At 70.1% G+C, this 23,599-nt stretch carries 28 protein-coding genes and 3 pseudogenes; 11 read left to right on the top strand and 20 right to left on the bottom strand.

What is annotated here, in order from left to right:
- Nucleotide 1: 1 nt before the first annotated feature.
- Nucleotides 2-631 (top strand): hypothetical protein, encoded by a 630-nt coding sequence (locus AB0M08_RS18075; protein WP_364494052.1) that lies wholly within the window; start codon nt 2-4, stop codon nt 629-631.
- On the top strand, nt 628-1,554 hold the full coding sequence (locus tag AB0M08_RS18070) for a hypothetical protein (RefSeq protein WP_364494050.1): 927 nt from the start codon (nt 628-630) through the stop codon (nt 1,552-1,554). Before AB0M08_RS18075 ends, AB0M08_RS18070 begins: the two co-directional genes overlap by 4 nt.
- A gap of 78 nt (nt 1,555-1,632) precedes the next feature.
- Here the strand turns inward: AB0M08_RS18070 and AB0M08_RS18065 are convergent, their stop codons facing one another.
- The 4 genes from AB0M08_RS18065 to AB0M08_RS18050 are packed head-to-tail and all read right to left on the bottom strand — an operon-like array spanning nt 1,633 to nt 5,910.
- Entirely contained in the window at nt 1,633-2,409 is a 777-nt protein-coding gene (locus AB0M08_RS18065) for a glucose 1-dehydrogenase (protein WP_364494047.1), read from the bottom strand.
- A 28-nt stretch (nt 2,410-2,437) separates the two neighbouring features.
- Nucleotides 2,438-3,037 carry a helix-turn-helix domain-containing protein gene (locus tag AB0M08_RS18060; RefSeq protein ID WP_364494045.1) on the bottom strand — a complete coding sequence of 200 codons (600 nt, stop codon included), beginning with the start codon at nt 3,035-3,037 and terminating at the stop codon, nt 2,438-2,440.
- Nucleotides 3,038-3,096: 59 nt separating this feature from the next.
- Nucleotides 3,097-4,632, bottom strand: coding sequence for a diguanylate cyclase (locus tag AB0M08_RS18055; protein ID WP_364494043.1), 1,536 nt, complete (start codon nt 4,630-4,632; stop codon nt 3,097-3,099).
- A 39-nt stretch (nt 4,633-4,671) separates the two neighbouring features.
- Nucleotides 4,672-5,910, bottom strand: a complete 1,239-nt coding sequence (locus tag AB0M08_RS18050) for a site-2 protease family protein (protein WP_364494040.1) — start codon at nt 5,908-5,910, stop codon at nt 4,672-4,674.
- Nucleotides 5,911-6,035: 125 nt separating this feature from the next.
- Here AB0M08_RS18050 and AB0M08_RS18045 point away from each other — a divergent pair, with 125 nt between their 5' ends.
- Nucleotides 6,036-6,194: a hypothetical protein gene (locus tag AB0M08_RS18045; RefSeq protein WP_364494038.1), complete on the top strand. Its 159-nt coding sequence runs from the start codon at nt 6,036-6,038 to the stop codon at nt 6,192-6,194.
- An 18-nt stretch (nt 6,195-6,212) separates the two neighbouring features.
- Here the strand turns inward: AB0M08_RS18045 and AB0M08_RS18040 are convergent, their stop codons facing one another.
- Together AB0M08_RS18040 and AB0M08_RS18035 are read right to left on the bottom strand one after the other, a co-directional pair.
- Nucleotides 6,213-6,839 carry a CoA transferase subunit B gene (locus AB0M08_RS18040; protein ID WP_364494035.1) on the bottom strand — a complete coding sequence of 209 codons (627 nt, stop codon included), beginning with the start codon at nt 6,837-6,839 and terminating at the stop codon, nt 6,213-6,215.
- The gene (locus AB0M08_RS18035) at nt 6,839-7,591 is read right to left on the bottom strand and encodes a CoA transferase subunit A (protein ID WP_364494032.1); all 753 of its coding nucleotides are present in this window, start codon (nt 7,589-7,591) and stop codon (nt 6,839-6,841) included. The genes AB0M08_RS18040 and AB0M08_RS18035 overlap by 1 nt, the downstream gene beginning before the upstream one ends.
- A gap of 85 nt (nt 7,592-7,676) precedes the next feature.
- On the opposite strand from AB0M08_RS18035, the gene AB0M08_RS18030 reads away from it, so the two are divergent.
- Nucleotides 7,677-8,429: an IclR family transcriptional regulator gene (locus AB0M08_RS18030; RefSeq protein ID WP_364494029.1), complete on the top strand. Its 753-nt coding sequence runs from the start codon at nt 7,677-7,679 to the stop codon at nt 8,427-8,429.
- A 207-nt stretch (nt 8,430-8,636) separates the two neighbouring features.
- Nucleotides 8,637-9,302, top strand: coding sequence for a hypothetical protein (locus AB0M08_RS18025; protein ID WP_364494027.1), 666 nt, complete (start codon nt 8,637-8,639; stop codon nt 9,300-9,302).
- A 106-nt stretch (nt 9,303-9,408) separates the two neighbouring features.
- On the opposite strand, the gene AB0M08_RS18020 is transcribed toward AB0M08_RS18025, so the two are convergent.
- Together AB0M08_RS18020 and AB0M08_RS18015 are read right to left on the bottom strand one after the other, a co-directional pair.
- Nucleotides 9,409-10,794 (bottom strand): BTAD domain-containing putative transcriptional regulator, encoded by a 1,386-nt coding sequence (locus tag AB0M08_RS18020; protein WP_364494024.1) that lies wholly within the window; start codon nt 10,792-10,794, stop codon nt 9,409-9,411.
- 82 nt (nt 10,795-10,876) lie between these two features.
- Nucleotides 10,877-11,176, bottom strand: coding sequence for a hypothetical protein (locus AB0M08_RS18015; protein ID WP_364494022.1), 300 nt, complete (start codon nt 11,174-11,176; stop codon nt 10,877-10,879).
- A 42-nt stretch (nt 11,177-11,218) separates the two neighbouring features.
- Here AB0M08_RS18015 and AB0M08_RS18010 point away from each other — a divergent pair, with 42 nt between their 5' ends.
- Entirely contained in the window at nt 11,219-11,818 is a 600-nt protein-coding gene (locus AB0M08_RS18010) for a class I SAM-dependent methyltransferase (RefSeq protein WP_364494019.1), read from the top strand.
- 23 nt (nt 11,819-11,841) lie between these two features.
- Nucleotides 11,842-12,801 (top strand): tocopherol cyclase family protein, encoded by a 960-nt coding sequence (locus AB0M08_RS18005; RefSeq protein ID WP_364494017.1) that lies wholly within the window; start codon nt 11,842-11,844, stop codon nt 12,799-12,801.
- A 50-nt stretch (nt 12,802-12,851) separates the two neighbouring features.
- On the opposite strand, the gene AB0M08_RS18000 is transcribed toward AB0M08_RS18005, so the two are convergent.
- The 8 genes and pseudogenes from AB0M08_RS18000 to AB0M08_RS17965 form a co-directional block, all read right to left on the bottom strand.
- The gene (locus tag AB0M08_RS18000) at nt 12,852-13,004 is read right to left on the bottom strand and encodes a hypothetical protein (RefSeq protein ID WP_364494016.1); all 153 of its coding nucleotides are present in this window, start codon (nt 13,002-13,004) and stop codon (nt 12,852-12,854) included.
- A gap of 62 nt (nt 13,005-13,066) precedes the next feature.
- Nucleotides 13,067-14,440 (bottom strand): MFS transporter, encoded by a 1,374-nt coding sequence (locus AB0M08_RS17995; RefSeq protein WP_364494014.1) that lies wholly within the window; start codon nt 14,438-14,440, stop codon nt 13,067-13,069.
- Between the two features lie 306 nt (nt 14,441-14,746).
- Nucleotides 14,747-15,091, bottom strand: coding sequence for a VOC family protein (locus AB0M08_RS17990; protein WP_364494011.1), 345 nt, complete (start codon nt 15,089-15,091; stop codon nt 14,747-14,749).
- A gap of 13 nt (nt 15,092-15,104) precedes the next feature.
- Nucleotides 15,105-15,275 carry a CopG family transcriptional regulator gene (locus tag AB0M08_RS17985; protein ID WP_364494008.1) on the bottom strand — a complete coding sequence of 57 codons (171 nt, stop codon included), beginning with the start codon at nt 15,273-15,275 and terminating at the stop codon, nt 15,105-15,107.
- Nucleotides 15,276-15,759: 484 nt separating this feature from the next.
- Nucleotides 15,760-16,026 (bottom strand): transposase family protein, encoded by a 267-nt coding sequence (locus AB0M08_RS17980; protein WP_364494005.1) that lies wholly within the window; start codon nt 16,024-16,026, stop codon nt 15,760-15,762.
- 11 nt (nt 16,027-16,037) lie between these two features.
- Nucleotides 16,038-16,178, bottom strand: a pseudogene (locus tag AB0M08_RS17975) (hypothetical protein); the annotation flags it as partial.
- Nucleotides 16,179-16,432: 254 nt separating this feature from the next.
- Nucleotides 16,433-16,504, bottom strand: a pseudogene (locus AB0M08_RS17970) (dynein regulation protein LC7); the annotation flags it as partial.
- 56 nt (nt 16,505-16,560) lie between these two features.
- Nucleotides 16,561-16,809 (bottom strand): annotated as a pseudogene (locus AB0M08_RS17965) (nitrate- and nitrite sensing domain-containing protein); the annotation flags it as partial.
- On the opposite strand from AB0M08_RS17965, the gene AB0M08_RS17960 reads away from it, so the two are divergent.
- The 3 genes from AB0M08_RS17960 to AB0M08_RS17950 all read left to right on the top strand — a co-directional run bounded on the left by AB0M08_RS17960 (nt 16,799) and on the right by AB0M08_RS17950 (nt 18,718).
- Nucleotides 16,799-16,969: a hypothetical protein gene (locus AB0M08_RS17960; protein ID WP_364494002.1), complete on the top strand. Its 171-nt coding sequence runs from the start codon at nt 16,799-16,801 to the stop codon at nt 16,967-16,969. The pseudogene AB0M08_RS17965 and the gene AB0M08_RS17960 overlap by 11 nt on opposite strands.
- A gap of 267 nt (nt 16,970-17,236) precedes the next feature.
- Nucleotides 17,237-17,875, top strand: a complete 639-nt coding sequence (locus AB0M08_RS17955; protein ID WP_364494000.1) for a DUF4360 domain-containing protein — start codon at nt 17,237-17,239, stop codon at nt 17,873-17,875.
- Nucleotides 17,876-18,163: 288 nt separating this feature from the next.
- Nucleotides 18,164-18,718 carry a hypothetical protein gene (locus AB0M08_RS17950; RefSeq protein WP_364493998.1) on the top strand — a complete coding sequence of 185 codons (555 nt, stop codon included), beginning with the start codon at nt 18,164-18,166 and terminating at the stop codon, nt 18,716-18,718.
- Nucleotides 18,719-18,761: 43 nt separating this feature from the next.
- On the opposite strand, the gene AB0M08_RS17945 is transcribed toward AB0M08_RS17950, so the two are convergent.
- The 3 genes from AB0M08_RS17945 to AB0M08_RS17935 all read right to left on the bottom strand — a co-directional run bounded on the left by AB0M08_RS17945 (nt 18,762) and on the right by AB0M08_RS17935 (nt 21,513).
- The gene (locus AB0M08_RS17945) at nt 18,762-19,385 is read right to left on the bottom strand and encodes a hypothetical protein (RefSeq protein WP_364493995.1); all 624 of its coding nucleotides are present in this window, start codon (nt 19,383-19,385) and stop codon (nt 18,762-18,764) included.
- A 321-nt stretch (nt 19,386-19,706) separates the two neighbouring features.
- Nucleotides 19,707-20,786 carry a neprosin family prolyl endopeptidase gene (locus tag AB0M08_RS17940; protein WP_364493993.1) on the bottom strand — a complete coding sequence of 360 codons (1,080 nt, stop codon included), beginning with the start codon at nt 20,784-20,786 and terminating at the stop codon, nt 19,707-19,709.
- A 232-nt stretch (nt 20,787-21,018) separates the two neighbouring features.
- Complete coding sequence (locus AB0M08_RS17935; RefSeq protein ID WP_364493990.1) at nt 21,019-21,513, bottom strand: GAF domain-containing protein; 495 nt, start codon at nt 21,511-21,513, stop codon at nt 21,019-21,021.
- 515 nt (nt 21,514-22,028) lie between these two features.
- On the opposite strand from AB0M08_RS17935, the gene AB0M08_RS17930 reads away from it, so the two are divergent.
- Nucleotides 22,029-22,808 (top strand): hypothetical protein, encoded by a 780-nt coding sequence (locus tag AB0M08_RS17930; RefSeq protein ID WP_364493987.1) that lies wholly within the window; start codon nt 22,029-22,031, stop codon nt 22,806-22,808.
- Between the two features lie 12 nt (nt 22,809-22,820).
- Here the strand turns inward: AB0M08_RS17930 and AB0M08_RS17925 are convergent, their stop codons facing one another.
- The gene (locus AB0M08_RS17925) at nt 22,821-23,591 is read right to left on the bottom strand and encodes an alpha/beta fold hydrolase (protein WP_364493984.1); all 771 of its coding nucleotides are present in this window, start codon (nt 23,589-23,591) and stop codon (nt 22,821-22,823) included.
- Nucleotides 23,592-23,599 lie beyond the last annotated feature (8 nt).

The raw sequence follows: 23,599 nt of genomic DNA, 5'->3' as shown, positions 1-23,599 counted from the left end.
GATGCTCCAGGCCGCCAACGAGGGCCTGATCGGCTGGCAGGGCAAGAGCGCGGAGCAGGCGAAGGCTCGCCTGGCGGAGTTCGCCGAGGGCATGCGCAGCCTGGGCGACGACGTCAAACAGATCCAGATGGTCATGTCGATCGCGAAGACGCTGATGGAGGTCGCTCAGGGCTTCGTGATCGGACTGATCGCCACGTTCATCGAGTGGCTGGTCCTGGTCTGGACGGCCGCGCTGGCCGCCGCCGGGCCGACCTTCGGCGGATCCACCGCCGCAGCGGGCGCAGCAACCGGTGTGGAGGGCGGGGTGCTCACCACCCGCGCCATGGCGTTCTTGACCCGCGTCATCGCACTGCTCCGCCGACTGCGTGACGTGCTCTACAAACTGCATCCGAACCTCAGACTGCGATTGCAGGCTGCCTTCCAGGTACGTGGTCCCGGCGGCCACTTCTCCGGTGGCTTCATCACTCCCGGTACGGCGCTGAGCAAGTCTCTGGAAGACTGGCGGCCCTACGCCGGCGCCGCCGTCAAGGGCGTCACGACCGCGATCCAGGAGGGAAAACGGATGTACGACGCTCGCGGTGGCGAGGGAGACGAGGACCAGACCCGGCGGAATCTGGACCCGGACCGATGATCGAGATCGCACACCCGCAGGCCGCCATGACGGTACTCGGCGACCGGGAAGCGCCACCGAACGGTATGGCCGGAATCCACATCGATGTACCGGACCTCGACGGGAAGGACTTCGCCCCGCAGGTCGGTGTCGACGGCGAACCGGTGCTCTACGGGTTCGGACGGGCGCTGATCCCGGTCACGCCAGGGCGGCACGTGGTCGAGGCACAGAAGCTGCGCGGTCAGGATGGCACCTTCGCGCTGACCATCCGGGCCGGTGAGGTGGCCCGGATCGTCTGTGAGCGCGGACGTTTCCGGGTCGAGGGCACGCCGCCTGCGCGTAGGGTTCCGCCGATGGTGCGCATGGCTCCACTCATCGTCGGTGGGGTCCTGGCACTGACCGCCCTGTTGCTGGGACTCGTCTTCCTTCTGCATCTAACCGGGCTTCCGGACGGATTGGTCGTCGCTCTTGCCGCAGTTCCGGGTACCGCCGGGTTGGTCTGGTTCATGTTCCGAACCGGCCAGGCCTATGACGCCATGTTCTCCCCTACCTGGAATCAGAACCGGAGCAGTCGGAGCGGGCCCGCCCACAGTCCGCTTCGGCTCGGCGATGACGCGGCCGTCCCCACGCCGCCCGCCGGCCGAGGAGCGGTTCTGCTGGAGCTACGCTTCCACGCCTCCGCGGTTGACGCCGACGGTGTCGAGGACTTCGACTACGACGGGTGGGTGGCGGCGCCGACGGTGCGGATCGACGGGCGCACCGTCGTGGCCGGGTGGGGGCGCTGCTGGTATCCGCTCTCCCCCGGACTGCACGACGTCGAGCTGACCGAGCCGGCAACCGCGAAGACCCGGGTCGAGGTCACCGCGGGCGGGATCAGCACCCTCCGCTGCCAGGCGACCGTCATCCACCAGGGCGTCTCCACCGCAACGCTGGCACCGGGCTGAGGCCACCGGTCCCGGTCCTGGCTGGCGCCGAGGGGTGTGTCCGGGCCCTCGACAGACCCGTCAGCACCAGCCGAGAGCTCAGGCGGTGGCGCCGCCGTCGACGACCAGGTCGTGGCCGACGGTGAAGCCGGACTCGTCGGCGGCCAGCCAGAGGACCGCGGCGGTGATCTCGGGCAGGGTGCCGACGCGGCCGATCGGCAGAGCCGCGGCGAGGCGGGCCGTGCGGTCGGCCGGGGTCTCGCCGGGGCGCAGGGACATCGTGGTGTCGGACGGGCCGGGGCTGACCGCGTTGATCCGGATGTTCTCGCCGATGTACTCCAGGGCGGTGCTGCGGGTGAGGGCGCTGACCGCCGCCTTCGCCGCGCCGTAGACGCCGAGGCCGGGGATGCGGCCGTGCGCGCCGATGTTGGAGGAGATGTTCACGATGGCGCCGCCGCGGCCGCGCATCCGGGCGATCTCGTGCTTCATGCACAGGTAGACGCCGGTCAGGTTGGTGTCGATCACCGTGTGCCAGTCGGGCTCGGCGACGTCGGCGAGCGGGCCCGGGCGGCCGAGCACTCCGGCGTTGTTGACCGCGACGTCGAGTGCCCCGAATCGGTCGACGGTCGTGTCGACGAGCCGCGAGACCTGTTCGGCGACGGTCACGTCGGCCGGGATCGCCGCCGCGGTACCGCCGTCCGCCTCGATCAGCGTGACCGTCGCGGCCAGCGTGGCGGCGTCGCGGCCAGCGACGGCGACGGAGGCGCCCTCGGCCGCGAGCGCTCGTGCGACCGCGCGGCCGATGCCGGATCCGCCGCCGGTGACCAGAGCGACCCTGCCCGTGAAGCGCTGCCGTGTCATGTCTGCATTCGTCACGACCACGAGGCTAGCCATTCAAGAACGCTCAGTCTAGTAAGGGTCGCCATTGGGTCAGCGCCGCGAAGGCTTCGTCGGCGGCGTCGCGAGCCCGGAGCGCACCGGTACGCCCCTTGCCGACCACCCGCAGACCCTCCAGGATCACCAGCAGGAACCGGGCCAGGCGCCGCGGGTCGGCCGCCTCGACCAGCTCGCCGGAGCCGCGGGCCCGGACCAGCGCGGAGGTCAGCGCCACCTCCAGGGTCTCCCAGCTGGTCTCCACGCTGAGCGCGACCACGGTGTCCGCCGGCATCCGCTCCACGGCCGCGTTGACCACGAAACAGCCCAGGTCACCGGCGCGATCCGCCTCCGCGACGAAGTCGTCCAGCACCGCCTTGATCGCGGGCAGCGCGGGACCGGGCCCGGCCAGGCGCTCGACCAGCAGCGGGTCGCGCTCGCCGACGTAGCGGTCGAGCGCGCGGACGTAGAGGTCGTGCTTGCTGCCGAAGGTGGCGTACAGGCCGGCGCGCGCCACCCCGGTCGCCTCCACCAGATCGGCCATCGACGTCGCCTCGTACCCCCGCTGCCAGAACAGCCGCATCGCCGCGCCCAGCGCCTGGTCGGGGTCGAACTCTTTCACCCGGGACATGACACGATTCTAGAACGCACGATCCGGATATCAGGGCCGAGGGTGCCGCTGGCCGGGCGTTACGGCGTACCGGAAAGGGGTCGGGGTTTGAGGGCTTGAACCTCCTCGCCGTAGACCGCCCAGCCGGTGTCGCGGGCGCGTTTGGCCTGGTACATCGCGGCGTCGGCGCGGTGCAGCAGCTCGTCGGTGTCGGTGCCGCCGCCCGGTTCGCTGGCCGCGATGCCGATGCTGCCCCGGCAGCGGATCGTCGTCCCGGCGACGTCGACCGGCTCGGCCATCGCGGCGAGGATGCGGGTGGCCACCGCGATCGCGTTGTCCAGCGCGTTGATGTGGCGCAGCACCACGGCGAACTCGTCGCCGCCCAGCCGGCCGATGGTGTCCGAACCCAGCACCGACCGTTGCAGGGCGTGCGCCACCGAGACCAGCAGCGTGTCGCCCGCCTGGTGACCGAGGGTGTCGTTGATCGGTTTGAAGTCGTTGAGGTCGATGAAGAGCACCGCCAGGCGGTCGCCGTCGGTCAGGCCGGTCAGCGCCTGCTCCAGCGCCCGGACCAGGGCACCCCGGTTGAGCAGGCCGGTCAGCACGTCGTGCGCGGCCTCGTGCTGCAGCAGGTCCTGGAACTCGCGGCGCTCGGTCACGTCCCGGTGGCTGACCACGAAACCGCCGACGGCCGGTTGACCGGTCAGATCACGCAGGGTCACGTCGTGCCAGTGCCAGCTGCCGTCCGCGTGCCGGGTACGGACCTCGGTACGCTGCTCCGCGGTACCGCCCTCCCAGCACGCCCGGATCGCGTTCACGTCGTCCGGATGGATCAACTGGAAGTAGTCGGAACCGACCAGGTCCTCCGGCCGGTATCCCAGCACCGCCTGCGCGGCCGGGCTGACCGAGTCGATCGTGCCGTCCCGGTCCACCACGTTGATCACGTCGCAGGAGTCCTGCACCAGGGCCCGGTACCGTTCCTCCCGGCGGCGCAGCTGCTCGGCCGCGGTCTGCTCGACCCGGCGTGTCTCCGCCTGGGCCTGGCTGATGAACCGCCAGTAGGCGAGCTGCACCGCGCACATCGCGAGCACCAGCGTCGCGTGCAGCACGGCGAAGAAGACCGGGTGCTGCCAGGCCCGGGCGTCGGAGAAGACCAGCTCGGGTACGACGATGCCGACGATCACGTGATGGACCGCGACCAGCGCCACCGACAGGACCAGGGTGAGCCACTCCTGGTAGAGACCGATCAGCCCGAGCACGATGAAGAACCCGAAGTGCAGGTCGGTCAGACCGCCGCCGGCGTGCACCAGCGCCGCGGAACCCAGCAGCAGCCCCAGCGACACCACCAGGGAACCGGCGCGGCGCGCGTCGACGAAGTTCGCCACGGCGGCGCAGACCGCGGTCGACACCACCATGGCCCACATGATCGACACACCGTGCGTGTGCGCCGCCTGCGGGCCGTCGAGCATCGCCACGATCCGGTCCCGGAAGGCGGCCATCGCGACGAGCACCGGCACCGCCAGCGTCAGCACGGTCCGCAGGGCACGGTGCCGCGCCGCGAACGCCTCGTCCGGCAGATGGACGTCCGGTATGAGCCCGCTGATCCACGCCCTCACGACTCTCTCATCGGACGATGCGGGGACCCTGCTGAGCGCCTACTGGAGGGTGATCGGGTTGACCAGGTCCGCGGCGACCGTGAGCAGCGTGAAGGCACCGCCCACCAGGAGGACCACGTACGTCAGCGGCATCATCTTCAGGTAGTCGACCCGGCCCGGATCGGGGCAGCCCCGCCGGGCGGCGACCCAGGACCGCAGCCGCTCGAACCAGGCGATGGCGACGTGCCCGCCGTCGAGGGGCAGCAGCGGCAGCAGGTTGAAGGCGACCATGAAGACGTTCAGTCCGATGAAGATCATCAGCACCGTCGACCAGAGGCCGAGCGAGGCCGCCTCCCCGCCGAGCAGGCTGATCCCGACCACGCTGACCGGGGTGTCCGGATCCCGCTCCGCGCCGGTCAGCGAGTGCCAGAGCGCCGGGACCTTCGACGGGATGCGCGTGACCGACTCGACGGTCTGCCCGGCCATCCAGCCGGTGTAGGTCACCGTCGCCCCGATCGCGCCCACCGGCCCGAACGTCACCTCGCGGGGAACGGTGACGTCCTGACCGACACCGATCGCGGCCACCGTGGTGACCGGGCCGGCCGGGTCGTCGAGTGGCGGGCGCTGGACCGCGCTCAGCTCGACCCGCACCGTGGCGGGCCGCCCGTCCCGGAGATAGGCCACCTGGGCCGGGCCGGGTTCGGCCTGCCGGACGACCCGGACCATGCCGGCGTAGTCGGTGACGGGTACGCCGCCGACCGCGGTGATCACGTCGCCGGTACGCAGCCCGGCCGCCCTGGCCGGGCTCACCGGGTCGCCGGGTGTGCAGGATCGGGCGGTGTCCGGCGTGACGCAGTCGCCGACCGTGATCGCGGCGGGCTGGGCGGCCAGGTCGGCGGCGGTCTGCGGGTAGTTCAGGTTCGGCACGCCGACGTACGCGGCCGCGAACCAGAGCGCGACGACCGCCAGGGCGAACTGGACCGCCACCCCGGAGAGCATGACCACGGTCCGCTTCCACACCGGGAAACGCCACATGGCCCGGTGCCGGTCGGCGGGGGCGGTGTCGTCGTCGTACGCGGTCATCCCGGCGATCCGGCAGAATCCGCCGAGCGGAACGGCCTTGAGACCGTATTCGGTCTCGCCCCGGCGCCACGAGAAGATCGTCGGCCCGTAGCCCACGAAGTAGTGGGTGACCCGCATGCCGAAACGCTTCGCGCTCAGCATGTGCCCCGCCTCGTGCAGGCTCACCGACACCAGGATCGCCAGCGCGAAGGCCGCCGTGAACAACACCCTCGTCATCACAGCACCGGAGGATATCGGACTCCCGTGCCGCATCGACCCGGTTCACCCGGCGGATTCCGTCGCGACCGCACCGTTCAGCGCCACCCGGATCACGGCAGCGGCGATGCTGTCCTGCTCACCGGATGGAGCAGCACGTCAAGCTGGCCGCCTGGGTGCCGCTGGCGGACGTGCCCGGGCAGGACCGGGCGGTCACCGTTGACGTCGGACTGGCCAGGTACCGCACCGGACCGGGCGACGGGCGCGTCGCACCGGTGCCGGTGGGTGGCCTCGTCCGGCAGTGAGAACGGCCCGGCGGCGCGTCAGACCAGGCTGGGTTCGGTCTTCTCGCGGACCTCGGCCTCGGTGACGCCCGGGGCCAGCTCGACCAGGCGCAACCCGTCCGGGGTCACGTCCAGCACCGCCAGGTCCGTGATGATCCGCTGGACGACATCGCGGCCGGTGTACGGCAGCGAGCACTCCTTGACGATCTTGTACGACCCGTCCCGCGCCACGTGCTCCATCAGCACGATGACCTTCCGCGCGCCGTGGACCAGGTCCATCGCGCCGCCCATGCCCTTGACCATCTTGCCGGGGATCATCCAGTTCGCGATGTCACCCGCCGCCGACACCTGCATGGCACCGAGGATCGCCGCGTCGATCTTGCCGCCACGGATCATGCCGAACGACGTCGCCGAGTCGAAGAAGGACGCGCCACGGCGTACCGTGACGGTCTCTTTACCGGCATTGATCAGGTCGGCGTCCTCGTCACCGTCGAGCGGGTAGGCGCCCACCCCGAGGATCCCGTTCTCGCTGTGCAGCACCAGCTCGACGTCGTCCGGCACGTGGTTGGGCACCAGCGTCGGCAGGCCGATCCCGAGATTCACGTACGACCCGTCGGTCAGCTCCGCCGCCGCCCGCGCCGCCATCTCGTCCCTGGTCCAGGCCATTACCGCACCGTCCGCTTCTCGATACGCTTCGTCGCCGCCTGCTCGGGGGTCAGTGCGACCACTCGGTGGACGTAGATCCCCGGCGTGTGGATCTCGTCCGGGTTCAGCTCGCCCGGCTCGACCAGCTCCTCGACCTCGGCGATGGTGACCGTCGCGCACATCGCCGCGAGCGGGTTGAAGTTCCGCGCCGCCTGCCGGAACACCAGGTTCCCGTGCCGGTCACCCTTCCACGCCCGGACCAGTCCGAAATCGGCCACGATCGCCTCTTCCAGGATGTGCTCGCGACCGCCGAAGACCCGCGTCTCCTTCGGCGGCGAGGCCACCGCGACGTTGCCCGCGTCGTCGTACCGCCAGGGCAGACCGCCCTCGGCCACCTGCGTACCCGCGCCGGTCGCGGTGAAGAACGCCGGAATCCCCGAGCCGCCCGCCCGCATCCGCTCGGCGAGGGTGCCCTGCGGGGTCAGCTCGACCTCCAGCTCACCGGCGAGGTACTGCCGGGCGAACTCCTTGTTCTCCCCGACGTAGGACGCGATGATCCGCCGGATCCGGTGCTCACCGAGCAGCAGCCCGAGACCCCAGTCGTCGACGCCCGCGTTGTTCGACACGATCTCCAGATCCCGCGTGCCGGCGTCCAGCAGCGCCGCGATCAGCGCGGCCGGAATGCCGCAGAGTCCGAAACCACCCACCGAGAGCGTGGCCCCGTCCGGGATGTCCGCCACCGCTTCCGCGGCCGAACCGACGACTTTCTGCATGCCTAGGATCAAACCAAGCTTTCCGGGTACGCCGTCAAAGAACTGCTCGCTCCGCGTACCCCGAACCCGCACTAGTGTTCACTGAGTGAACGCACCACCGGACGTGCTCGGCCGCGCCGCCATCCTGCTGCGCGCCATCTCGGCCCGCGAACGCGGCAGCGCCACCACGGCCGAACTGGCCCGCGCCACCGGCATCGCCCGCCCCACCGCGCACCGCCTGCTGACCGCCCTGATGACCCAGGGCTTCGTCGACCGCGACCCCGACGGCCGCTGGCTGCTCGGCCCGGAGCTCTACCTGCTCGGCACCGCGGCGGCCGCCCGCTACGACGTGACGTCGCTGGCCCAGCCCAGTGTCCGTCGATTGGCGGTCGCCACCGGAGAGAGTGCGTTCTTCTCCGTACGCCGCGGCGACGAGACCGTCTGCCTGCTCCGCGAGGACGGCAGCTTCCCGATCCGCTCCCACGTGCTCCACGAGGGCATCCGCTTCCCCCTCGGCGTGGCGTCCGCGGGCCTGGCGATCCTGGCATACCTGCCCGCCACCGAGGTCGACCGCTACCTGTCCGCCAACGATCTCACCGTCGCCTACGGGGTGTCACACGCCCCGGACCGGCTCCGCGCCCGCATCGCCGACACCCGCCGCGACGGCTACGCCCTCAACCCGGGCCTGATCGTCGAGGGCAGCTGGGGCATGGCCGCCGCCGTCTTCGACAACCGTTCCCGCCCGGTCGGCGCCCTGACCCTGACCGGCATCGAGTCCCGCTTCACCCCGGACCGCCAGCCCAAACTCGGCCGCCTCCTGCTCGACGAGGCCCACCGTCTGACCATCACCGCCCGCTGAACCTCGGCCGGCTCGCCGTCATCGTGCTGCCGGGACGCCGATCCATCAGACTCCCGATGTACACACCATTGCGGCCTACATCATCTGCCGTACGCATTTAATCAGGCACGGGAATGATGTTGAAAGAAAGCTCCCGGCGCATTCTGGAATCCGATCGGCAAGCATTCCTGCTCCGACGGAACCTGATTCACCGAGAGGACCACCATCATGACCACCACCGCATTCTGGGTGTTCAACTCCATCACCCGGGCCAACTCGAACAGCATCCTCATGTTTCTGCAGCCGGTCGAGCCGCAGGAGGACTTCACCTACAGCGCGTGGAACGTCGTCAACCCGAGCCCCCATTCATTCCAGTCGAAGACGCTCGAGACGACCTACTCGGCCAGCATCGCGGAGGTGGGCGGCAGCGACTTCTCCACTCCGACCGAACTGATGCTCGGCATGCCGCGGATCATCACGAACCCCGACGGCCAGAGCCCGGCGATCACCTCCGCGGTGGCGACGCCGGCGCAGCTGGAGTGCTCGGCCGACCAGGTCGGGCTCTTCAGCCTCGCGAACACCCCGCCGACCCCACTGAGCATCACCTGGTACGTCACCGGCAAGAAGGTGGTGGAGACCAACACCCTGCCCACTACCGCACTGCAGCCGGGCAACGGCGGCCTGTTCGAGCTGCAGCAGACGCTGTATCTGATGTTCGCGCAGCACCCGATCTCCACGGCGACCTACACCGAGCAGACCGTTTCTTCGCAAATGAAGATCCCCTTCGCGTCCGACGCCACGGACGTCTACATCCAGGCGTACACCGACGAGTCGGATTCCATCGACAAGTGCCGGAAGGTCACCAAGGCCGAATGGGACAAGCTGACCGGATAGGACCCGCCGCACGAGGGCACTGCCGACGTCCGCCGACTACACGGCGACCCGCCACGATCTGAGGTGCAGGGGTGTGCCCGCACACCGGCCCCTCCGCCGGCGGTGGTCACGGGCGGGCGACGAGGAGCCACTCCTGGCTCCAGTCCGGGCCGCAGGGCAGCACCTGCAGGCCGGTGTCCTGGAGCAGCAGGCCCTCGCGGACCGAGAGGCAGTCGGCGCCGTCGTCGTCGGCCAGGCGGCCGTCCGGGCGGAAGGTCCAGCGCTGCGCCGGATCGTCCGCCGCGCACACCTCCTGCCGTACGTCGGCGGCGCCCAGCACGCCCGACAGGCATTTGCCGCTGAGCATGTTCACCAGGTGGCGGGTGCCGCCGGGCAGGTGGCGGACCCGCCAGAGCTGGTTGCGGTAGTCGCCGTCGTCGCGCCAGTGCCACAGGTGGGTGCGCGCGCCCGCCTCGACCGCCCAGTTCTCCACGTCGACCACGAACGACTCGGCCACCGAGGTCGCCGACCGCCGGTTGACGATCGCCACCACGGCGCGATCCGGGATCTCCCCGGTCAGCGGGGCGAGCCGGTCCGGATACGACGGGGACGCCGAGGGCGGCGTCTCGGCCCTCCGGTCCGGCAGTCCCGCCGCCAGTGCCCCGGCGAGGCCCGCACCGGCGAGGACCGCCACCGCCCCGGCGAGCAGCCACCACCGTCGCGGGCGGGGCGGCTCCGGCCGCTCGATACGGGCCGGCGGGACGGGCGCGGGTGGCGTGGTCGGCGCGGGTGGCGTCCGGACGTCGGGGATCTCCACCGGCGGGTGCGCGCCGGCGGTGAGGATCTCCAGGTGGATGCCGCGCAGCGCGGGGTTCGGGTCCATGCCCAGCTCGTCGGCGAGCCGCCGCCGGAGCGTCTCGTAATACCGCAGCGCGTCGGACGGCCGCCCACCCCGGGACAGGGCCAGCATGTACTGCCCGGCCAGCCGCTCGTCGTACGGGTACGCCTCCACCGCCCCGGCCAGGCCGTGCAGCAGTTCGGCGTGCCGGCCCGCGGCCAGGGCCCGGTCGTTGCGGTCCAGTTCGGCCGCGTGCCGCTCACGCTGCAGGTTCTCCCGTACGCCGTCGAGCCATGGCGTGTCGAGCGCACCGAACGGGCGCTCCCGCCAGATCGCCAGCGCCTCGTCGAGCTTCTCGGCGGCGATCAGGCTCCGGAACCGGTGCATGTCCACGTCGTCCGGGTCGATCTCGAGGCAGTAGCCGTCCGGGCGGCGCGCGACGCGGGCGTCCGGGGCGAGCACCCGGCGCAGCCGGGAGATGTAGTTGTGCAGGGCGCCGCGGGCCCGCTGGGGCGGGTCGTCGCCCCAGACCCGGTCGATCAGCTCCGCGGGGGAGACGGCGCGCCCGGCCTCGACCATCAGCACGGCGAGCACGCACCGCTGTCGCTGCGGGCCCGTATCGATCCTCTCGCCACGACGGAAGACGTCGACGCCTCCGAACACCTGAAAGTCCACTTCTCTCCCATGACGGCTGCGACCAGGGGATTTGACATTCACCGGAGATCCGCGTGAGAGCCACCTGCAACTCTCATCGATGTCACGGCACGGGGTCAATCAAGAACGCGACGAAGTGACCGGGTTTCAGATCTGTGCCGGCCGCCGGGGCCACACTCCACGTCGGCCCCGTCGACCGCGACTCGGGGGAGGTCTGTTTCTGGACACCTGGTGACAGCGGCGCCGCCCGGCGGTCCCGGCGGGCGGCGCCGTTCACGCGTACCCGGAAAGCTCTGATGTCGTCGGGGAAGGCCCCGGGGGCCTTCTCGGCCGGCGCGAACGGGACACCGGGCCCCGCCACCGTGTCCGGACCGAGAATGGTCAGGTAGTCGACCAGCAGCACCCACGTATCCTGTGTGGCCGACACCGATTCACGGGGAGCACCATGATCGACTGGGACGACGCCTACCGCACCGACACGGCGCCGTGGGACATCGGCCGCCCGCAACCGGCGATCATGGCGGTGCTGGAGAACGCCGTGCGCGGCCCGCGGATCCTCGACGTCGGCTGCGGCACCGGTGACCTCGTCATCGCCCTGGCGCGACGCGGCTTCCACGTCACCGGCGTCGACATCTCCCCGGTCGCCATCGCCGCGGCGAAGAAGAAGGCCGCCGACGTGCACGTGCGGCACGTCCGTCTCCAGGTACGCGACATCACCGAGCCGGACACCGACAGCCATTCGCACACCGTCTACAACACGGTCTTCGACTGCGGCCTGCTGCACAACCTGCACCGGCAGGGCGGCCCCGTCGGCGCGTACCTCGACGTCCTGCCCACCCTCGTCGCTCCCGACGGCTTCCTCTACGTCCTCGCCGTCTCCGCCGAGGCCGGCGAGGGCTGGACCGTCACCCGCGACTACCTCGAAGCCACCTTCACCGCCCCGCACTGGGTCAGCACCATCGTCAAGGACGTCCAGGTCATCGCCGAGGACGGCTATGACAAGATCACCATGCCCGGCTTCCTCCTGCGCACCACCCGGGAGTAAAAAGATCGGGTAGCGTCGATGACATGTCGACGCTGCACCCCGAGGGTTACCACGGCGACCGGGCACGCGCCGGCTTCTTCGAGGGTTGGTACAACAAGGTGGTCAGCGCCGACGGCGCGCACCGCTGGGCGGTCATCCCGGGGATCGCGCTCGGCGACGACGAGGCGTTCGTGCAGCTCCTCGACGGCACCACCGGCAAGGCCTGGTACCAACGGTACGACCGGTCGGAGTTCCGGGCCCGCGCGGACCGCTACGACGTCACCGTCGGCCCGAACCGGTTCACCGCGTCCGGCATGGTCCTCGACGTACCCGAAGCGGGCCTGCGCGGAGAGATCCGCTACACCGGCCCCCTCGACCCCTGGCCGGTACGCCTCTGGGCACCCGGCGCCATGGGCTGGTACGCCTGGGTCCCCTTCCTCGAGTGCTACCACGGCATCCTCTCCTTCGGCCACGGCCTCTCCGGCACCCTGGAACACGACGGCGGCACACTCGACTTCGACGGCGGGCGCGGATACCTGGAGAAGGACTGGGGCCGCGCCTTCCCCAGCGCCTACGTCTGGATGCAGACCAACCACTTCACCACCCCGGCCACCTGCCTCTCCGCCTCGATCGCGATGATCCCGTGGCTACGCGCCGAGTTCCGCGGCTTCATCGTCGCCGTACGCCACGACGGCCACCTGTACCGCTTCGCGACCCACACCGGCGCCCGCACCACGTCCCTGGAGGTCGACGAACGGCACGTGGACTGGACCCTGCGCTCCCGGCGCGGCCACACTCTGACCATCCACGCCGAACGCCGCCGCGGCGGCATCCTCCAGGCCCCGGCCGCCGGCCAGATGCGCCGCCAGGTCGAGGAGTCCCTCGACGCCACCGCGCACGTACGCCTCACCGACCGCCACGACCGCGTCCTGCTCGACGACACCGGCTCCCACGCGGGCCTGGAGCTCTTCGGCGACCTCCCCCGCCTGCTCGCAGCCCGCTGAGGCCGTCGTCAACTCTCGTTCCAGGTCACCGGGCAGTGCCGGCAGAGCCCTCACCCGACAGCGTCCCGCCAGCGCAACGCGCAGAGGAATCTCTCGATGTCCGCGGCCGCGTCGTGGCCGTAGGTGCCGCCGATCCGCCCGGTGAGAGCGGCCGGTGGGTATGTCCACGGTGAGGAACTGCCCCGGCCGATAGTGGAATTCATCTGCCAGGAGTGCGGGGATATCGAATACGAAGGATCTGACGAGAATCCCCCGCCGGTACCCGTCAGCCCTTGTTGCGGCGGGTGCCACGGATCGCGGAGAACACCGCCGCGAGGATCATGATCCCCATCAAAGCGTAGAACGCCGCTCGCAGACTCTCGGCGAAGACGACGGCGAGCCGGCCGTCGAGCCTGCTGGTGCCGACGAAGATGGCGAACGCCAGATTCCGGGGAATCGCGTGCGACGCCACGAGTATGGCCGTGGTGAACGAGAAGACCATGCCGATGCTGGAGAAGGTACGCAGCACACCGGAGGCGATGCCCAGCCGCTCGGGTGGTGCCGCGCCCATCACGGCGGCGGTGTTCGCCGGGAAGAACAGGCTGCCCCCGATCATGATGACCAGGTTCCCGACGGCCGCCAGCCACAGATCACTCGTCGCGGTCATCTGGGCGAAGATCGCCATCGCGGCGACCGAGACGCCGAGTCCGAGGGTCGCGGGGATGACCGGGCCGACCCGGTCGGTGAGCCGTCCGGCGTAGGGACCGACCACCGCGCCGAGCAGGTAGCCCGGGACCAGCAGCATCGAGGCGTCGATCGGGTCCATGCCACGCGTGCCCTGCAGGTACATGATGACCAGGAAGAGCACGGCGAAGCTGCCGACACCCTGGAGCAGCGAGGCCAGCAGCGAGGGCGTCATCGTCGGGATCCGGAACAGCGACAGGTCGAGTGTGGGGTCCGGGTGCCTCACCTCGATGAAGCCGAACACCACGAGCAGCACGATACCGCCGGCGAGATAGCCGGCCAGGACGCCGTCGAGCGGACGCGACGCCAGCCCGGTCATCGCCCAGAGGATCCCGAAGAGACCGAGACCGAGCGTGATCATGCCGAGGAAGTCGAACCTGCGGCGCTGCCGTTCGCCCTGATCACGCAGGACCCGCTGGGCCAGCAGCAACGCGACGGCACCGATCGGCACGTTGATCCAGAAGATCCATTGCCAGGGTACGTAGGTCACCATGAGCCCGCCGAGCAGAACACCGATGACCGAGCCGAACGAGAAGCCGAGGGCGTTGTAGCCGAAGGCCCGGCCGCGCTCCTTCGGCGGATAGAGCTCCGAGATGATCGCGCTGCTGTTGGCCGCGATCAGGGCCGCGCCGGCACCCTGGACGAGGCGGAAGCCGATGATGCTCGGTGCGTTCCACGCCAGCGCACAGAGGATCGAGCCGATGATGAACACCAGGAAGCCGGTCTTGTACATCCGTACCCGGCCGAACATGTCGCCGAACCGGCCCAGCTGGGTGGAGAGCACGGTGACGGCGAGGAGATAGCCGACGACCACCCACGTGACGGCGGAGAGCGTGATGTGGAGATCCTCCTCGATCACCGGCAGGGCGAGCACCACGATCGTTCCGTCGACCGCGGAGATGAGCACACCGATCATCACGACGAGCATGCCGAGCCCACGTCGCGGTGATGTGGGCGGCGTCGGGGCCTCCGCCTCCTTGATAGAGAAATCGTCGCGCGTCATCGATACCTCGTCTCAGCCGTGACTATCAATCTATTTTGCTAGCATCCTTGCGAGCAGAAGGCCACGTACGACGATCACCGCGAGGGAGTACACGATGGACAGCGGTGCCGGCACCGCGAACGTCCACCGCCGGCCATCGGGTACGCACCGAAAGACGCGGCGACCCCGAGCCCGCAGGACCCGGGACGCGCCGGCGCGTCCCGGCTCTCCGGGGACCGCTCAGCTCTCGAGCGGCGCCTCGATGCTCCACTCCCGGCCGTCCGGGTCGCGCACCACCATCCGCTGGGTGCCCCAGTGGGTCTCCTCGAACGGGGAGACCACCTCGACGATCGGGTCGGGCCGGAAGGCCGCCGCGTCCGGCACCCGGACCACGAACTGCGTCTGCGGCGCCTTGTCCTCCGGCACCTCACCGACGACGAAGTACGGCCCCTCCTCGTGCTTGAGCATCCCGGAGCCGTGCTCGGTGACGAAGTCGACCTTGAATCCCATCGACTCCAGGAACTTGGCCGTCTTGCCCCAGCTGTGCGTCTCGACGTAAACGCCTTCCACACCTCGGGTCGTCATGTCTGGACTCCTCTCACCCGATTCCGTCTTGGTTGTGACCCCGTTGCTGCGCGAGATGCGCCCGCAGCGCCTCGGCGACCAGCGCCGAGAGTGACAGTTCACGGTCGATGGCGTAATGCTTGACCTCTCGGATCAGAGTCACCGGAAGGTAAACATTGAACTGCCTGACCTCCTCAGCAGTCATGCTAGCATGCTAGCAAGCTCGCATCCGGCTGCCAACCCGCCCGGGCCCGGCGCCCGCCATCGGTGTCCACGCCAGAGTCGGGTCGCCCGGAGGGATCTCACCTCCGGGCTCCCACGGAACGGAGCGTGACAGTCTTCCGTCACTCCGCTCGTACCACCCTGGCCATCATCAGAGGGTTACGGACCCAGGCCCAGTGCGCGAAGTAGCGCGGGTGTTGCGCGATGAGGCGTTCCCACACGACTGGTCAAGTCCCCGGAAGTGGTGTAACGGCTGATCTTTCGAGTTGTGCTGGTTAGAAGGACTGTTCGCCAGGTTGGACGGTGACGGGCTCACCGGTTTCGGGTCGCCATTGGTCGATGTCGTCGGGCCAGGGTGCGGGCCGGCCGTTGTCGTTGAAGAAGCCGGTCTCGATGTTGTCGGTGTGCAGGGCGGCGTCGCGCCGTTCGCGTTCGGCGGGGTCGGCGATGGCGAGCTCGCTGGCGGATCAGTTGAGTGCGGCGGTGACACCCAGATCGCGGGCGCAGCGGGTGTCGTGCAGATGCCCGGGCACCGTCTCGGAAGTCCGGATCGGCAGACCGTCCGGGCGCATGACCGCTTGAATGTTCGCGCCGAAATCGCGGTGCTTTCCCGAGCACCAGGCATCGATCGTTTCGCCTTTGACGCTGAGCGTGGTCTCGGTCAGCCGGTCGCAATCGAACAGTTTCCCGTCGAGGATGACGTGGGACCAGCCCTCGGCGGCGACCCTGCGCAAGGCCGGTGTGCAGAGTGCGGTCGCCGGCAGAGCTCGACGATGCGGCGGGATTCGAACCGCAACGGTGCGGCGAGTGCCGTGGGGACGGCCCGGAGTGGGGTCTCCAGGCGCAGGCCGTCGTGTTCCGGCTGGGTACGGCCGCCGGTGAGCATGAACGGGCGGACGAGGGGGTCCCGGTCGTACCGTGGTGGTGGCTGCCGGTGGCCCGCGTGCGGCCACCCGTCCTCGGTCGTCGTGGTAGGTGCTGCCGGGATTCGGCGATCAGCGCCGGGGTGAGCAGGGTGCCGAAACGGTCGGCGAGGGTGGTGATCTCGAAGCCGATGGTGCTGAGCGCGCAAACGCTTCCGGCGACGACGCCGAGGATGCTGCCACCGGAGATCTGCGAGATGATCAGGTAGCCGCGCCGCATCTCGATCATGATGCGTTTGAGTCCGTCGAAGTCGTAGCGGTGGCCGGCGCTGACGGCGAGGCTGGCCAGGCTGGAGACGATCGCGGCGAGGCGGTCGGCGTCGGCGCGGTCGAGGCCGCCGGAGCAGGCGCGGCGGCGAGGGCGGCGTTCTCCATGGCGACGACCTGCAGGCCGGCCGGGGTGCTCAGGACCAGGTTCTGCGCCTGTACGGCCTGCGGGTTGCCGTACTGGTTGAAGGCGAGGATCGCGGAGTCGCGGGCCGATTTCGCGGAGACGAATGGGACGAACCGGCCGGGCTCGAATCTCCCGGCCCGGAAGACGCGGTAGAGCAGGGCGCGTTCCTGTGCGGCGGATTCCTTGGCGATGCTGAACATGCTGAGGGTGGCGCAGTTGCGGCGCAGTTCGCTGTCGAGTCCGATTGTCGATCTCGCCGGCCGCGATGACGCCGGCCAGCGCGAGGATGACGGCGACCGGCAGCGCGAGGGTCCGTGCGATCCGGCCCCGGATCGTGCCGCCGGTGCGGCGGTTCGGTAAGGGCGCGGTCGGCTCGTCGTGCGTCGCGGGCTCGCCTCCATCAGCCCATTATGAAATAGGCTTGTCAATTACGGCTATTTCCTACGCCGGCACCTGACCGATCGGCCGACACTTGCCGAACCTATGGGCTGTGATGCCCGGGTAAAGCACTCGCAGGGATTAAAGGCGACCATTTCACGGTTGATGCAGGCGACGGGATCACCGTACGTTCTCTGTGGTCAGTCGACCCCAGGAAATGCTTCTCGCAAGAACCGGAAAGGGATTCCTATGCGTACGTCTCTCGCCGCCGGAATGACGATGTTCGCCGCTCTCACCGGGGCCGCCGCACCCGCCGTCGCGGCGCCGGCGCCCCCGCCGCGAGCCACCGGCATGGTGATCGATGTGGTCTCGGCCAACGGGTCCGGATGCCCATTGGGCACCACCGCGGTCACCGTGTCACCGGACAGCAAGGCCTTCACGGTCACCTACAGCGAGTTCACCGCCCAGGTCGGCGCGGGCGCGAAACCGACCAGCTTCCGCAAGAACTGCCAGCTCGGCCTCAACGTCCACGTGCCGCACGGCTACACGTACGCGATCACCAGCACCGACTACCGCGGCTTCGCCCACCTGGAACGCGGCGCCACGGCGACCCAGACCTCGTTCTACTACTTCCAGGGCGAGTCCACGACCACCAGGAGCCGGCACACCTTCGCCGGCCCGATCGACGGCAACTGGCAGCGGACCGACGTCGTCGGCGTCGGTTCCCTGTCCTTCCTGCCCTGCGGCGAACAGCGGTACCTCAACGTCAACACCGAGCTGCGCGCCGGCGTGGGCCGGTCCGACAAGCGGAAGACCAGCTTCATCACCATGGACTCCACCGACGGCAAGCTCGACACGGTCTACCACGTCGCCTGGAAGAAGTGCTGATCACGGTCGCACCCCGTGACGAACCGCCCGGCCGGCCGACGGCTCCGCCGGGCAGATGAAGCGCGGGCTGAGGAAGGCCTCGGGTGCCTTCCTCAGCCCGCGCCCGACGCCGTCGGCGGCCCGTTCCGGCACTCCTCCGCGGGATTCAATTCCGCGCTATGGAGGAACGTCGTTTAAAACATAATTAATGTCTCCTGCCGGCCACGAGGATCCGCTGGATCCGCTTCCCCGGGCCAATCGGAAGATGCGTAACTTTTCGAGCGCGCAAACGATGTTACCAACGTGCGGATGTCTCCGAAGACGATTTTCATAGCGGTTCTAGGGGCCGGCCTGCCGTCGGCGGTCCTCGCCGGCTGGGCGCTGGGTGCGCCGGGTCCGCGCACCGCGACGGTCGTGGTGACCCCCGGTGTGGACGCGGGTGCGAGGCTCGGCGGAGCGCCGGCCCCGCTCGACGACAGCCCGTCCGTGCAACCGAGCCGGCAGGCCGCCGGCGAACATCCTCCGCGGGAGTCGGCCGGTCTCATCGTGGCGACCACCGCCGCCCACCGGGTTCCCTCGTCACCGGCCCCGACGGCGCGGACGGCGCGGACGCGGCAGCCCGCCCTGAACGTTCCGCCGGTGCCGACGCCGACACAGGCCGGGCAGCCGGATCCGGCGACTCCACCCTTCGACGACGTCGTGCCGGACGACGACCTGGCGCCGTCGTCCGAGCCGTTGAGCGACTATCAGGATCTGGGCCAGTTCCCCGCGGGCGGACCGCACCGATGGCAGCGGGACCGCGGCTGGCGTGTGGATGCCGGCCCGGATCCCGCCCGTTTCGGCAGGCACCACAACTGGCCGTGATCCCCGGGGAGCACTCGCCGTTCCGGGCGGGACCCGCGAGATCTCAGGCCCGGTCCGGACCACCGGCGATCCTCTGCGGAACGGCGCTCGGCGGCTTCGGCGCGTCGTGACGTCGCGACACGTTGGCCCGGAACGCGGCTCTCCGCGCCGGATGCGGCGAGACCGGGCGTGGCCGGTGCTCGCCGTCCGGACCGGGCACCACCGCACGGCCCCGCGGTGGCGGCGCGAGAGCCGGAGCTCGCGGCGGGACCGGCGCACCCGGTCCGGCCGACGTCCCGGCGAGGCCTGGCACGAAGGGGACGGCCCGGGCCTCGGCGACGGCTGCCACGGACGGCCGCGGTGCGGCCGGCACGTCCGGTAGCGGCAGGGGCGCGGAAACCTCGGAGAGCCAGGTCTCGGAAAGCCGGGGCACGGAAGCCTCGGAAGACCGGGACACGCAGGCCCCGGGAGCGACCGGCGCGTCGTGGTCTCGCCGCCGCCGGCAGGGGCGTGCCCGGCCGGCTCGCCAGACGATCAGCAGCACCGTCACGCCTTCGACGACGCCGAGGGAGCCGGCCACCCCACTGCGCCGATGCGGACTGAGGTACGCCGGGAATACGTACTCGGCCACCCCGAATCCCAGCACGGTTCCGATGAGCAGGGCGACGGTCGCGAACCGCCCGGCCAATCCCCTCCCGTGCGATCGCAGGTATCGGAACCCCCGGGTGCGGGTCACGGCTACCGCTTTCCTCAGCGGTGGACGACAGTCAGCGAAAGTAATAATGATCTTGCCCCTCGAACCGATCCGCGGTCAACGCCGTGTGACCCCCTATGAAAGAACCGTATGTGGTTTTGGTTCTTTCTGAAATCGCCCTTCCGGGGTCCTCCATAGGCACACCCCACACCGTCGGGCACCGGCCTCCCCGGCGGCGCGAGCACCACGACGAGCGGGCCGCCGGGACGAGTACGTCCCGGCGGCCCGCTCGCGGCGGTTCAGCGGTTCAGCGGTTCAGCAGGCCCCGGCGCCTCCGTACCGGAATGTTCGCCCGGAGAGCTTGGCGACGTCGTAGTAGTCGCTCGTGGTACGGACGGTCATGTCGACGGTCGGGCCGTTGAGGTAGGTGATACTGCCGACCTTGGCGGCCGCGGTGTCGCTCTCGCCGTGCCGCCCGTTGCCCATCTCGGTGCAGGGATCGGTGCTGGAGGCGGCGACCTCACCGAAGGTCTGCACGACGCCGGTCCTGGTGAAGGTGCCGTTCCAGCGGCTGGCCGGGTAGTAGCCGACCCACTCGGTGTCGTACGCGATCCACCAGGCGCTGCCGTCGTACTGGATGCCGATGCGCTTGGCGGTGTCCCGGGGCAGGGTGTCCCCGGGGTGGATGTTGCTGCTGTACTGGACGAAGCCGCAGCCGTTGTAGCAGGTGGACACGCCGTTGACCCAGTGGTACACGAACAGGTGCGGGTCGTCGTCGCCGTTGACCACCCGGTCCACGTTCCAGCCGACCTCGACGATCTGGCGGCTGTCCGAGGACTGCACGGCCAGTTCGGCGAGGGTGTGGTAATCGCCGCTGTCCAGCACCGGCTTGGCGATGGTGAAGTTGCCGTACGCGCCGTCCGTGGCCGCGATCTGGGTACCGACGTTGTAGGAGAAGTACACGTTCGACGCGGACGCGGCCCGGTCCACGACGGTGGGCGGCTTCGGCGGCACGATCGCGGTCACCGCCGAGGGCAGCACACCGCCCCGCGAGGAGCGGCCCTTCGGCGCGTAGTCGTTGCCCGCCTGATCCTCGTCCGGAACGGCGGCGTCGAGGCCGCCGGCCTTGAGCGCACCGCTGCTGGCGCCCTCCGGCCCGGTCTCGATCTCCTGCGGGGGCTGCCCCCAGGGAAGGTGCGGCGGCGGGCTCAACTCCGCGTCCGGCTGGTCGGGCACCATGGACGGGGGCAGGACCGCCGCGACCGAAGCGGCGACGTCGCCGGGCGCCGGAACGATCTCGGCATGCGCGCCCAGGCGGCTGGAGAACAGGCCGGCAGTACCGATCGCGACGACGGTGAGACCCGCGAGAATTGCTCTGCGACGTTGCGGAGACAAAGGTAGACCCCTCGATTATCGGAATCGTGGCCGGGCTATCGGTGACATTGATTCAACCGGTTCCCGGCCTCAGTGACGTCGGCCACGGTATCGCCTGTGGAGCAGATCAGAAACGGCTCGGGAGAGCGGATATCCGGTAACACCCGATCTGATTAGCCGATCCGGATGATGATTTTCCGCGCCTATTCGATCCCGCCCCGGGCGTACGGAAAAGAATGCGAATGTTCTTGGGTCACCACGGCAGCGGAGCGACGAGAAGGCGCTCCAGTGCGGTTCCGGCGGCCTCCGCCAGCGAGTGCAGCGACTGCATCTGCTCGTTGGTCGCCCGCTGACGCACCGCCCAGTACACGCCGATCGCGCCGATCGGGGCGGACTCCCGGATCGGCACCATCGCCATGCTGCGCACGAACCTGGGCCGGTACGCCTGCTGCGGGATCCGGTCGTCGATCCGCACGTCCGGAACGACCGCGGCGGAGCAGTTCAGCATCGCCCAGCCGCTGATGCACTCGGCGATCGGGAACCGCTGCCCCTTCCACAGCGGACTGATCGCGTCCTCGTCGGCGTAGAAGCACTGATCGCCCTCCCGCAGTACCAGGGTGGCACCGTGCGACCCGGTCAACGACCGGGCGCAGCGTCGTACTATCCGCTGTACCAACTCGAGGGCACGCACTCCGGCCAGTGCCTGGACCGCCTCGCTGAGCAGCGCCTTCTCGGGTCGCAAAGCCACTTCCCCCATCCCCGCGGGCCGGTGCCGCACGCTCGGCACGACGACCGCGTGAAAGAACCGTATTGCAGTTCGGGTCTTTCACGCATCGCTCTTCCGGGTTCATCCGAAGGCATGGGGCAGCACGTCTACCGCCGCACGGCGGCGCCCCCGCTCAGGCGGCGCCCCCGCTCAGGCGGCGGCCAGGCTCACGACACCGATCGTCTTGCGGCTTCGTCGCCTGCCACATCGCGGCCGGCTGCGGGCTCAGTGACACCACCAGGAGCAGCAGCCAGGGCCGGACGTCGGCCGGCCACGCCAGGTAGGTCGGCACGAACGCGCCCGCGAGGACGGTGCCGGACGCTCAGGGAGTTCTCGGCGCGACTATGAGTGACAGTCCATTGAAGATAAAGTATATTGAGCAGTGCTCAGAGCCGTGGGTCAACGGGGTGTCCCACAAACGATCCGCGGCGCGACGCTGTGGATCACTCGCATCCCGATGACCTCCCCCGCACGACGTCAGGGAGGAGCACCCATCGATGACACCGAATGAGTATACACCCGCCGAACCGTGCCGGACCTGTGGTGAAGCCACTCACCCCGGCGCCGAGTGCTACCCGCGGGGCACGACGTCGCGTACCGGAAGGGAGACGACGCCGACCGCGATCCCGCGACGCTCGGGCCTTCGCGGACGGACCTCGCGACGCGCCTGGATCGCCCGCGCCACCGTCGCCGGGGCCGTCACCCTCGGTATCGCCGCGATCAAAATCCTCCCCGCCACACCCCGCTCCACGGTGACGGACTACTTCGGCGCCCTGGCCGACGGCGACGCCACCGCCGCGCTGGCCCTGGTCGACGACGACGGCCGGATCAAGAAGGCCTGGCACTCCTGGTCGCAGGCACAGCCCCTGCTCTCCGACGCGGCCCTCGCCGACGATCGGTTACGGCCACACGACCTCACCATCGAGCGGATCACCCCGAGCCGCAACGGGAGCACCCTGGTCTCGGTGACCTACCGGGCCGACGGGCGGACCGTCGCGCAGACCATCGAGGTGAGGCGGACCGGCGACCACGATTTCCGCCTCCTCGACCCCTTCGTGAACCTCTCCATCGAGGGGGCCGCCGGACGGCAGGTCTCCATCGACGCCGTCGGCCTGGGCCTGCTCGACACCGGGGTCGCCCGGCTCGTCGCGTTCCCCGGGGCGTACGAGGCCCGGGCCGCCGCCACCCCGGCCCTCGCCGAGTCGACGGTGACCGTCGTCCCCGAACAGCTCGGGGACGACGCACCGTACGCCACCGTCAGCTTCCCGGTGCCCTGACCCGGCCGGGGACTACCCGGCGGCCAGGCGCTCCCGGACCACGGCGAGCACTCCGTCCCGCTCGGTGTTGATCATGAAATGGCCGCCCGGCAGCACGTGGTGGTCGAAGCCCGCCGTAGTCTGCGACCGCCACTGCTCCACCCGCTCGGGCGGCACCTCGGCGTCCCCCGCCCCGGAGAACGCCACGATCGGGCAGTCCAGCGGCGACTCGGGCCGGTGCGCGTACGTCTCGCACACCGCGAAGTCGGCCCGGATCGCCGGTAGCAACAGCTCCATCAGCTCCGGTGCCGTATCCAGCTCGGCCGGGAGACCGCCCAGCGCCCGCAGCCGCGCCACGACCACCGAGTCCGGCTGGTCGTGCACCCACGGCTGGGGACGGGGCAGCTGCGGGGCCGGGCCGGCCGAGACGAACAGGGTCTCCGGCCGGCCCTCGCCGCGGCGGCGCAGGGTGCGTGCCAGCTCGAACGCGACCAGCGCGCCCATACTGTGCCCGAACAGCGACCACCGGCCGCCCAACTCCCCGGACACGGCCGTGGCCAGGGCGTTCACCAGCGGGTCGAGCCGATCGAACGGGTCCTGCGCCCAGCGTCGCCGGCGACCGGGCAGCTCGATCGGGCACACCTCGACGGTGCCGCCGAACGCGTCCTGCCAGGACGTGTACGCGGTGGAGTTCCCGCCGGCCCACGGCAGGCAGAACAGGCGGTGGGCCGGTGGGGTGCGCCGCGGCCGGTCCACCACCCAGCCGTTCGCGCGTACCGCCCGGGCGTTCGTGATCGAATTCACGTGACAGT

Source organism: Actinoplanes sp. NPDC051851 (assembly GCF_040681165.1).
Taxonomy (GTDB): Bacteria; Actinomycetota; Actinomycetes; order Mycobacteriales; family Micromonosporaceae; genus Actinoplanes.
Note: the sequence above shows the minus strand (reverse complement) of the source record. Positions and strands in the feature narration are given on the sequence as shown.

Coding starts and splice junctions, on each gene's coding strand:
- AB0M08_RS18075 (WP_364494052.1), top strand. CDS start 2: ATGCTCCAGGCCGCCAACGAGGGCCTGATCGGCTGGCAGGGCAAGAGC.
- AB0M08_RS18070 (WP_364494050.1), top strand. CDS start 628: ATGATCGAGATCGCACACCCGCAGGCCGCCATGACGGTACTCGGCGAC.
- AB0M08_RS18060 (WP_364494045.1), bottom strand. CDS start 3,037: ATGTCCCGGGTGAAAGAGTTCGACCCCGACCAGGCGCTGGGCGCGGCG.
- AB0M08_RS18050 (WP_364494040.1), bottom strand. CDS start 5,910: ATGACGAGGGTGTTGTTCACGGCGGCCTTCGCGCTGGCGATCCTGGTG.
- AB0M08_RS18045 (WP_364494038.1), top strand. CDS start 6,036: ATGGAGCAGCACGTCAAGCTGGCCGCCTGGGTGCCGCTGGCGGACGTG.
- AB0M08_RS18040 (WP_364494035.1), bottom strand. CDS start 6,839: ATGGCCTGGACCAGGGACGAGATGGCGGCGCGGGCGGCGGCGGAGCTG.
- AB0M08_RS18035 (WP_364494032.1), bottom strand. CDS start 7,591: ATGCAGAAAGTCGTCGGTTCGGCCGCGGAAGCGGTGGCGGACATCCCG.
- AB0M08_RS18025 (WP_364494027.1), top strand. CDS start 8,637: ATGACCACCACCGCATTCTGGGTGTTCAACTCCATCACCCGGGCCAAC.
- AB0M08_RS18010 (WP_364494019.1), top strand. CDS start 11,219: ATGATCGACTGGGACGACGCCTACCGCACCGACACGGCGCCGTGGGAC.
- AB0M08_RS18005 (WP_364494017.1), top strand. CDS start 11,842: ATGTCGACGCTGCACCCCGAGGGTTACCACGGCGACCGGGCACGCGCC.
- AB0M08_RS18000 (WP_364494016.1), bottom strand. CDS start 13,004: ATGAATTCCACTATCGGCCGGGGCAGTTCCTCACCGTGGACATACCCA.
- AB0M08_RS17995 (WP_364494014.1), bottom strand. CDS start 14,440: ATGATCGGTGTGCTCATCTCCGCGGTCGACGGAACGATCGTGGTGCTC.
- AB0M08_RS17990 (WP_364494011.1), bottom strand. CDS start 15,091: ATGACGACCCGAGGTGTGGAAGGCGTTTACGTCGAGACGCACAGCTGG.
- AB0M08_RS17985 (WP_364494008.1), bottom strand. CDS start 15,275: ATGACTGCTGAGGAGGTCAGGCAGTTCAATGTTTACCTTCCGGTGACT.
- AB0M08_RS17960 (WP_364494002.1), top strand. CDS start 16,799: ATGCTGAACATGCTGAGGGTGGCGCAGTTGCGGCGCAGTTCGCTGTCG.
- AB0M08_RS17955 (WP_364494000.1), top strand. CDS start 17,237: ATGCGTACGTCTCTCGCCGCCGGAATGACGATGTTCGCCGCTCTCACC.
- AB0M08_RS17950 (WP_364493998.1), top strand. CDS start 18,164: ATGTCTCCGAAGACGATTTTCATAGCGGTTCTAGGGGCCGGCCTGCCG.
- AB0M08_RS17930 (WP_364493987.1), top strand. CDS start 22,029: ATGACACCGAATGAGTATACACCCGCCGAACCGTGCCGGACCTGTGGT.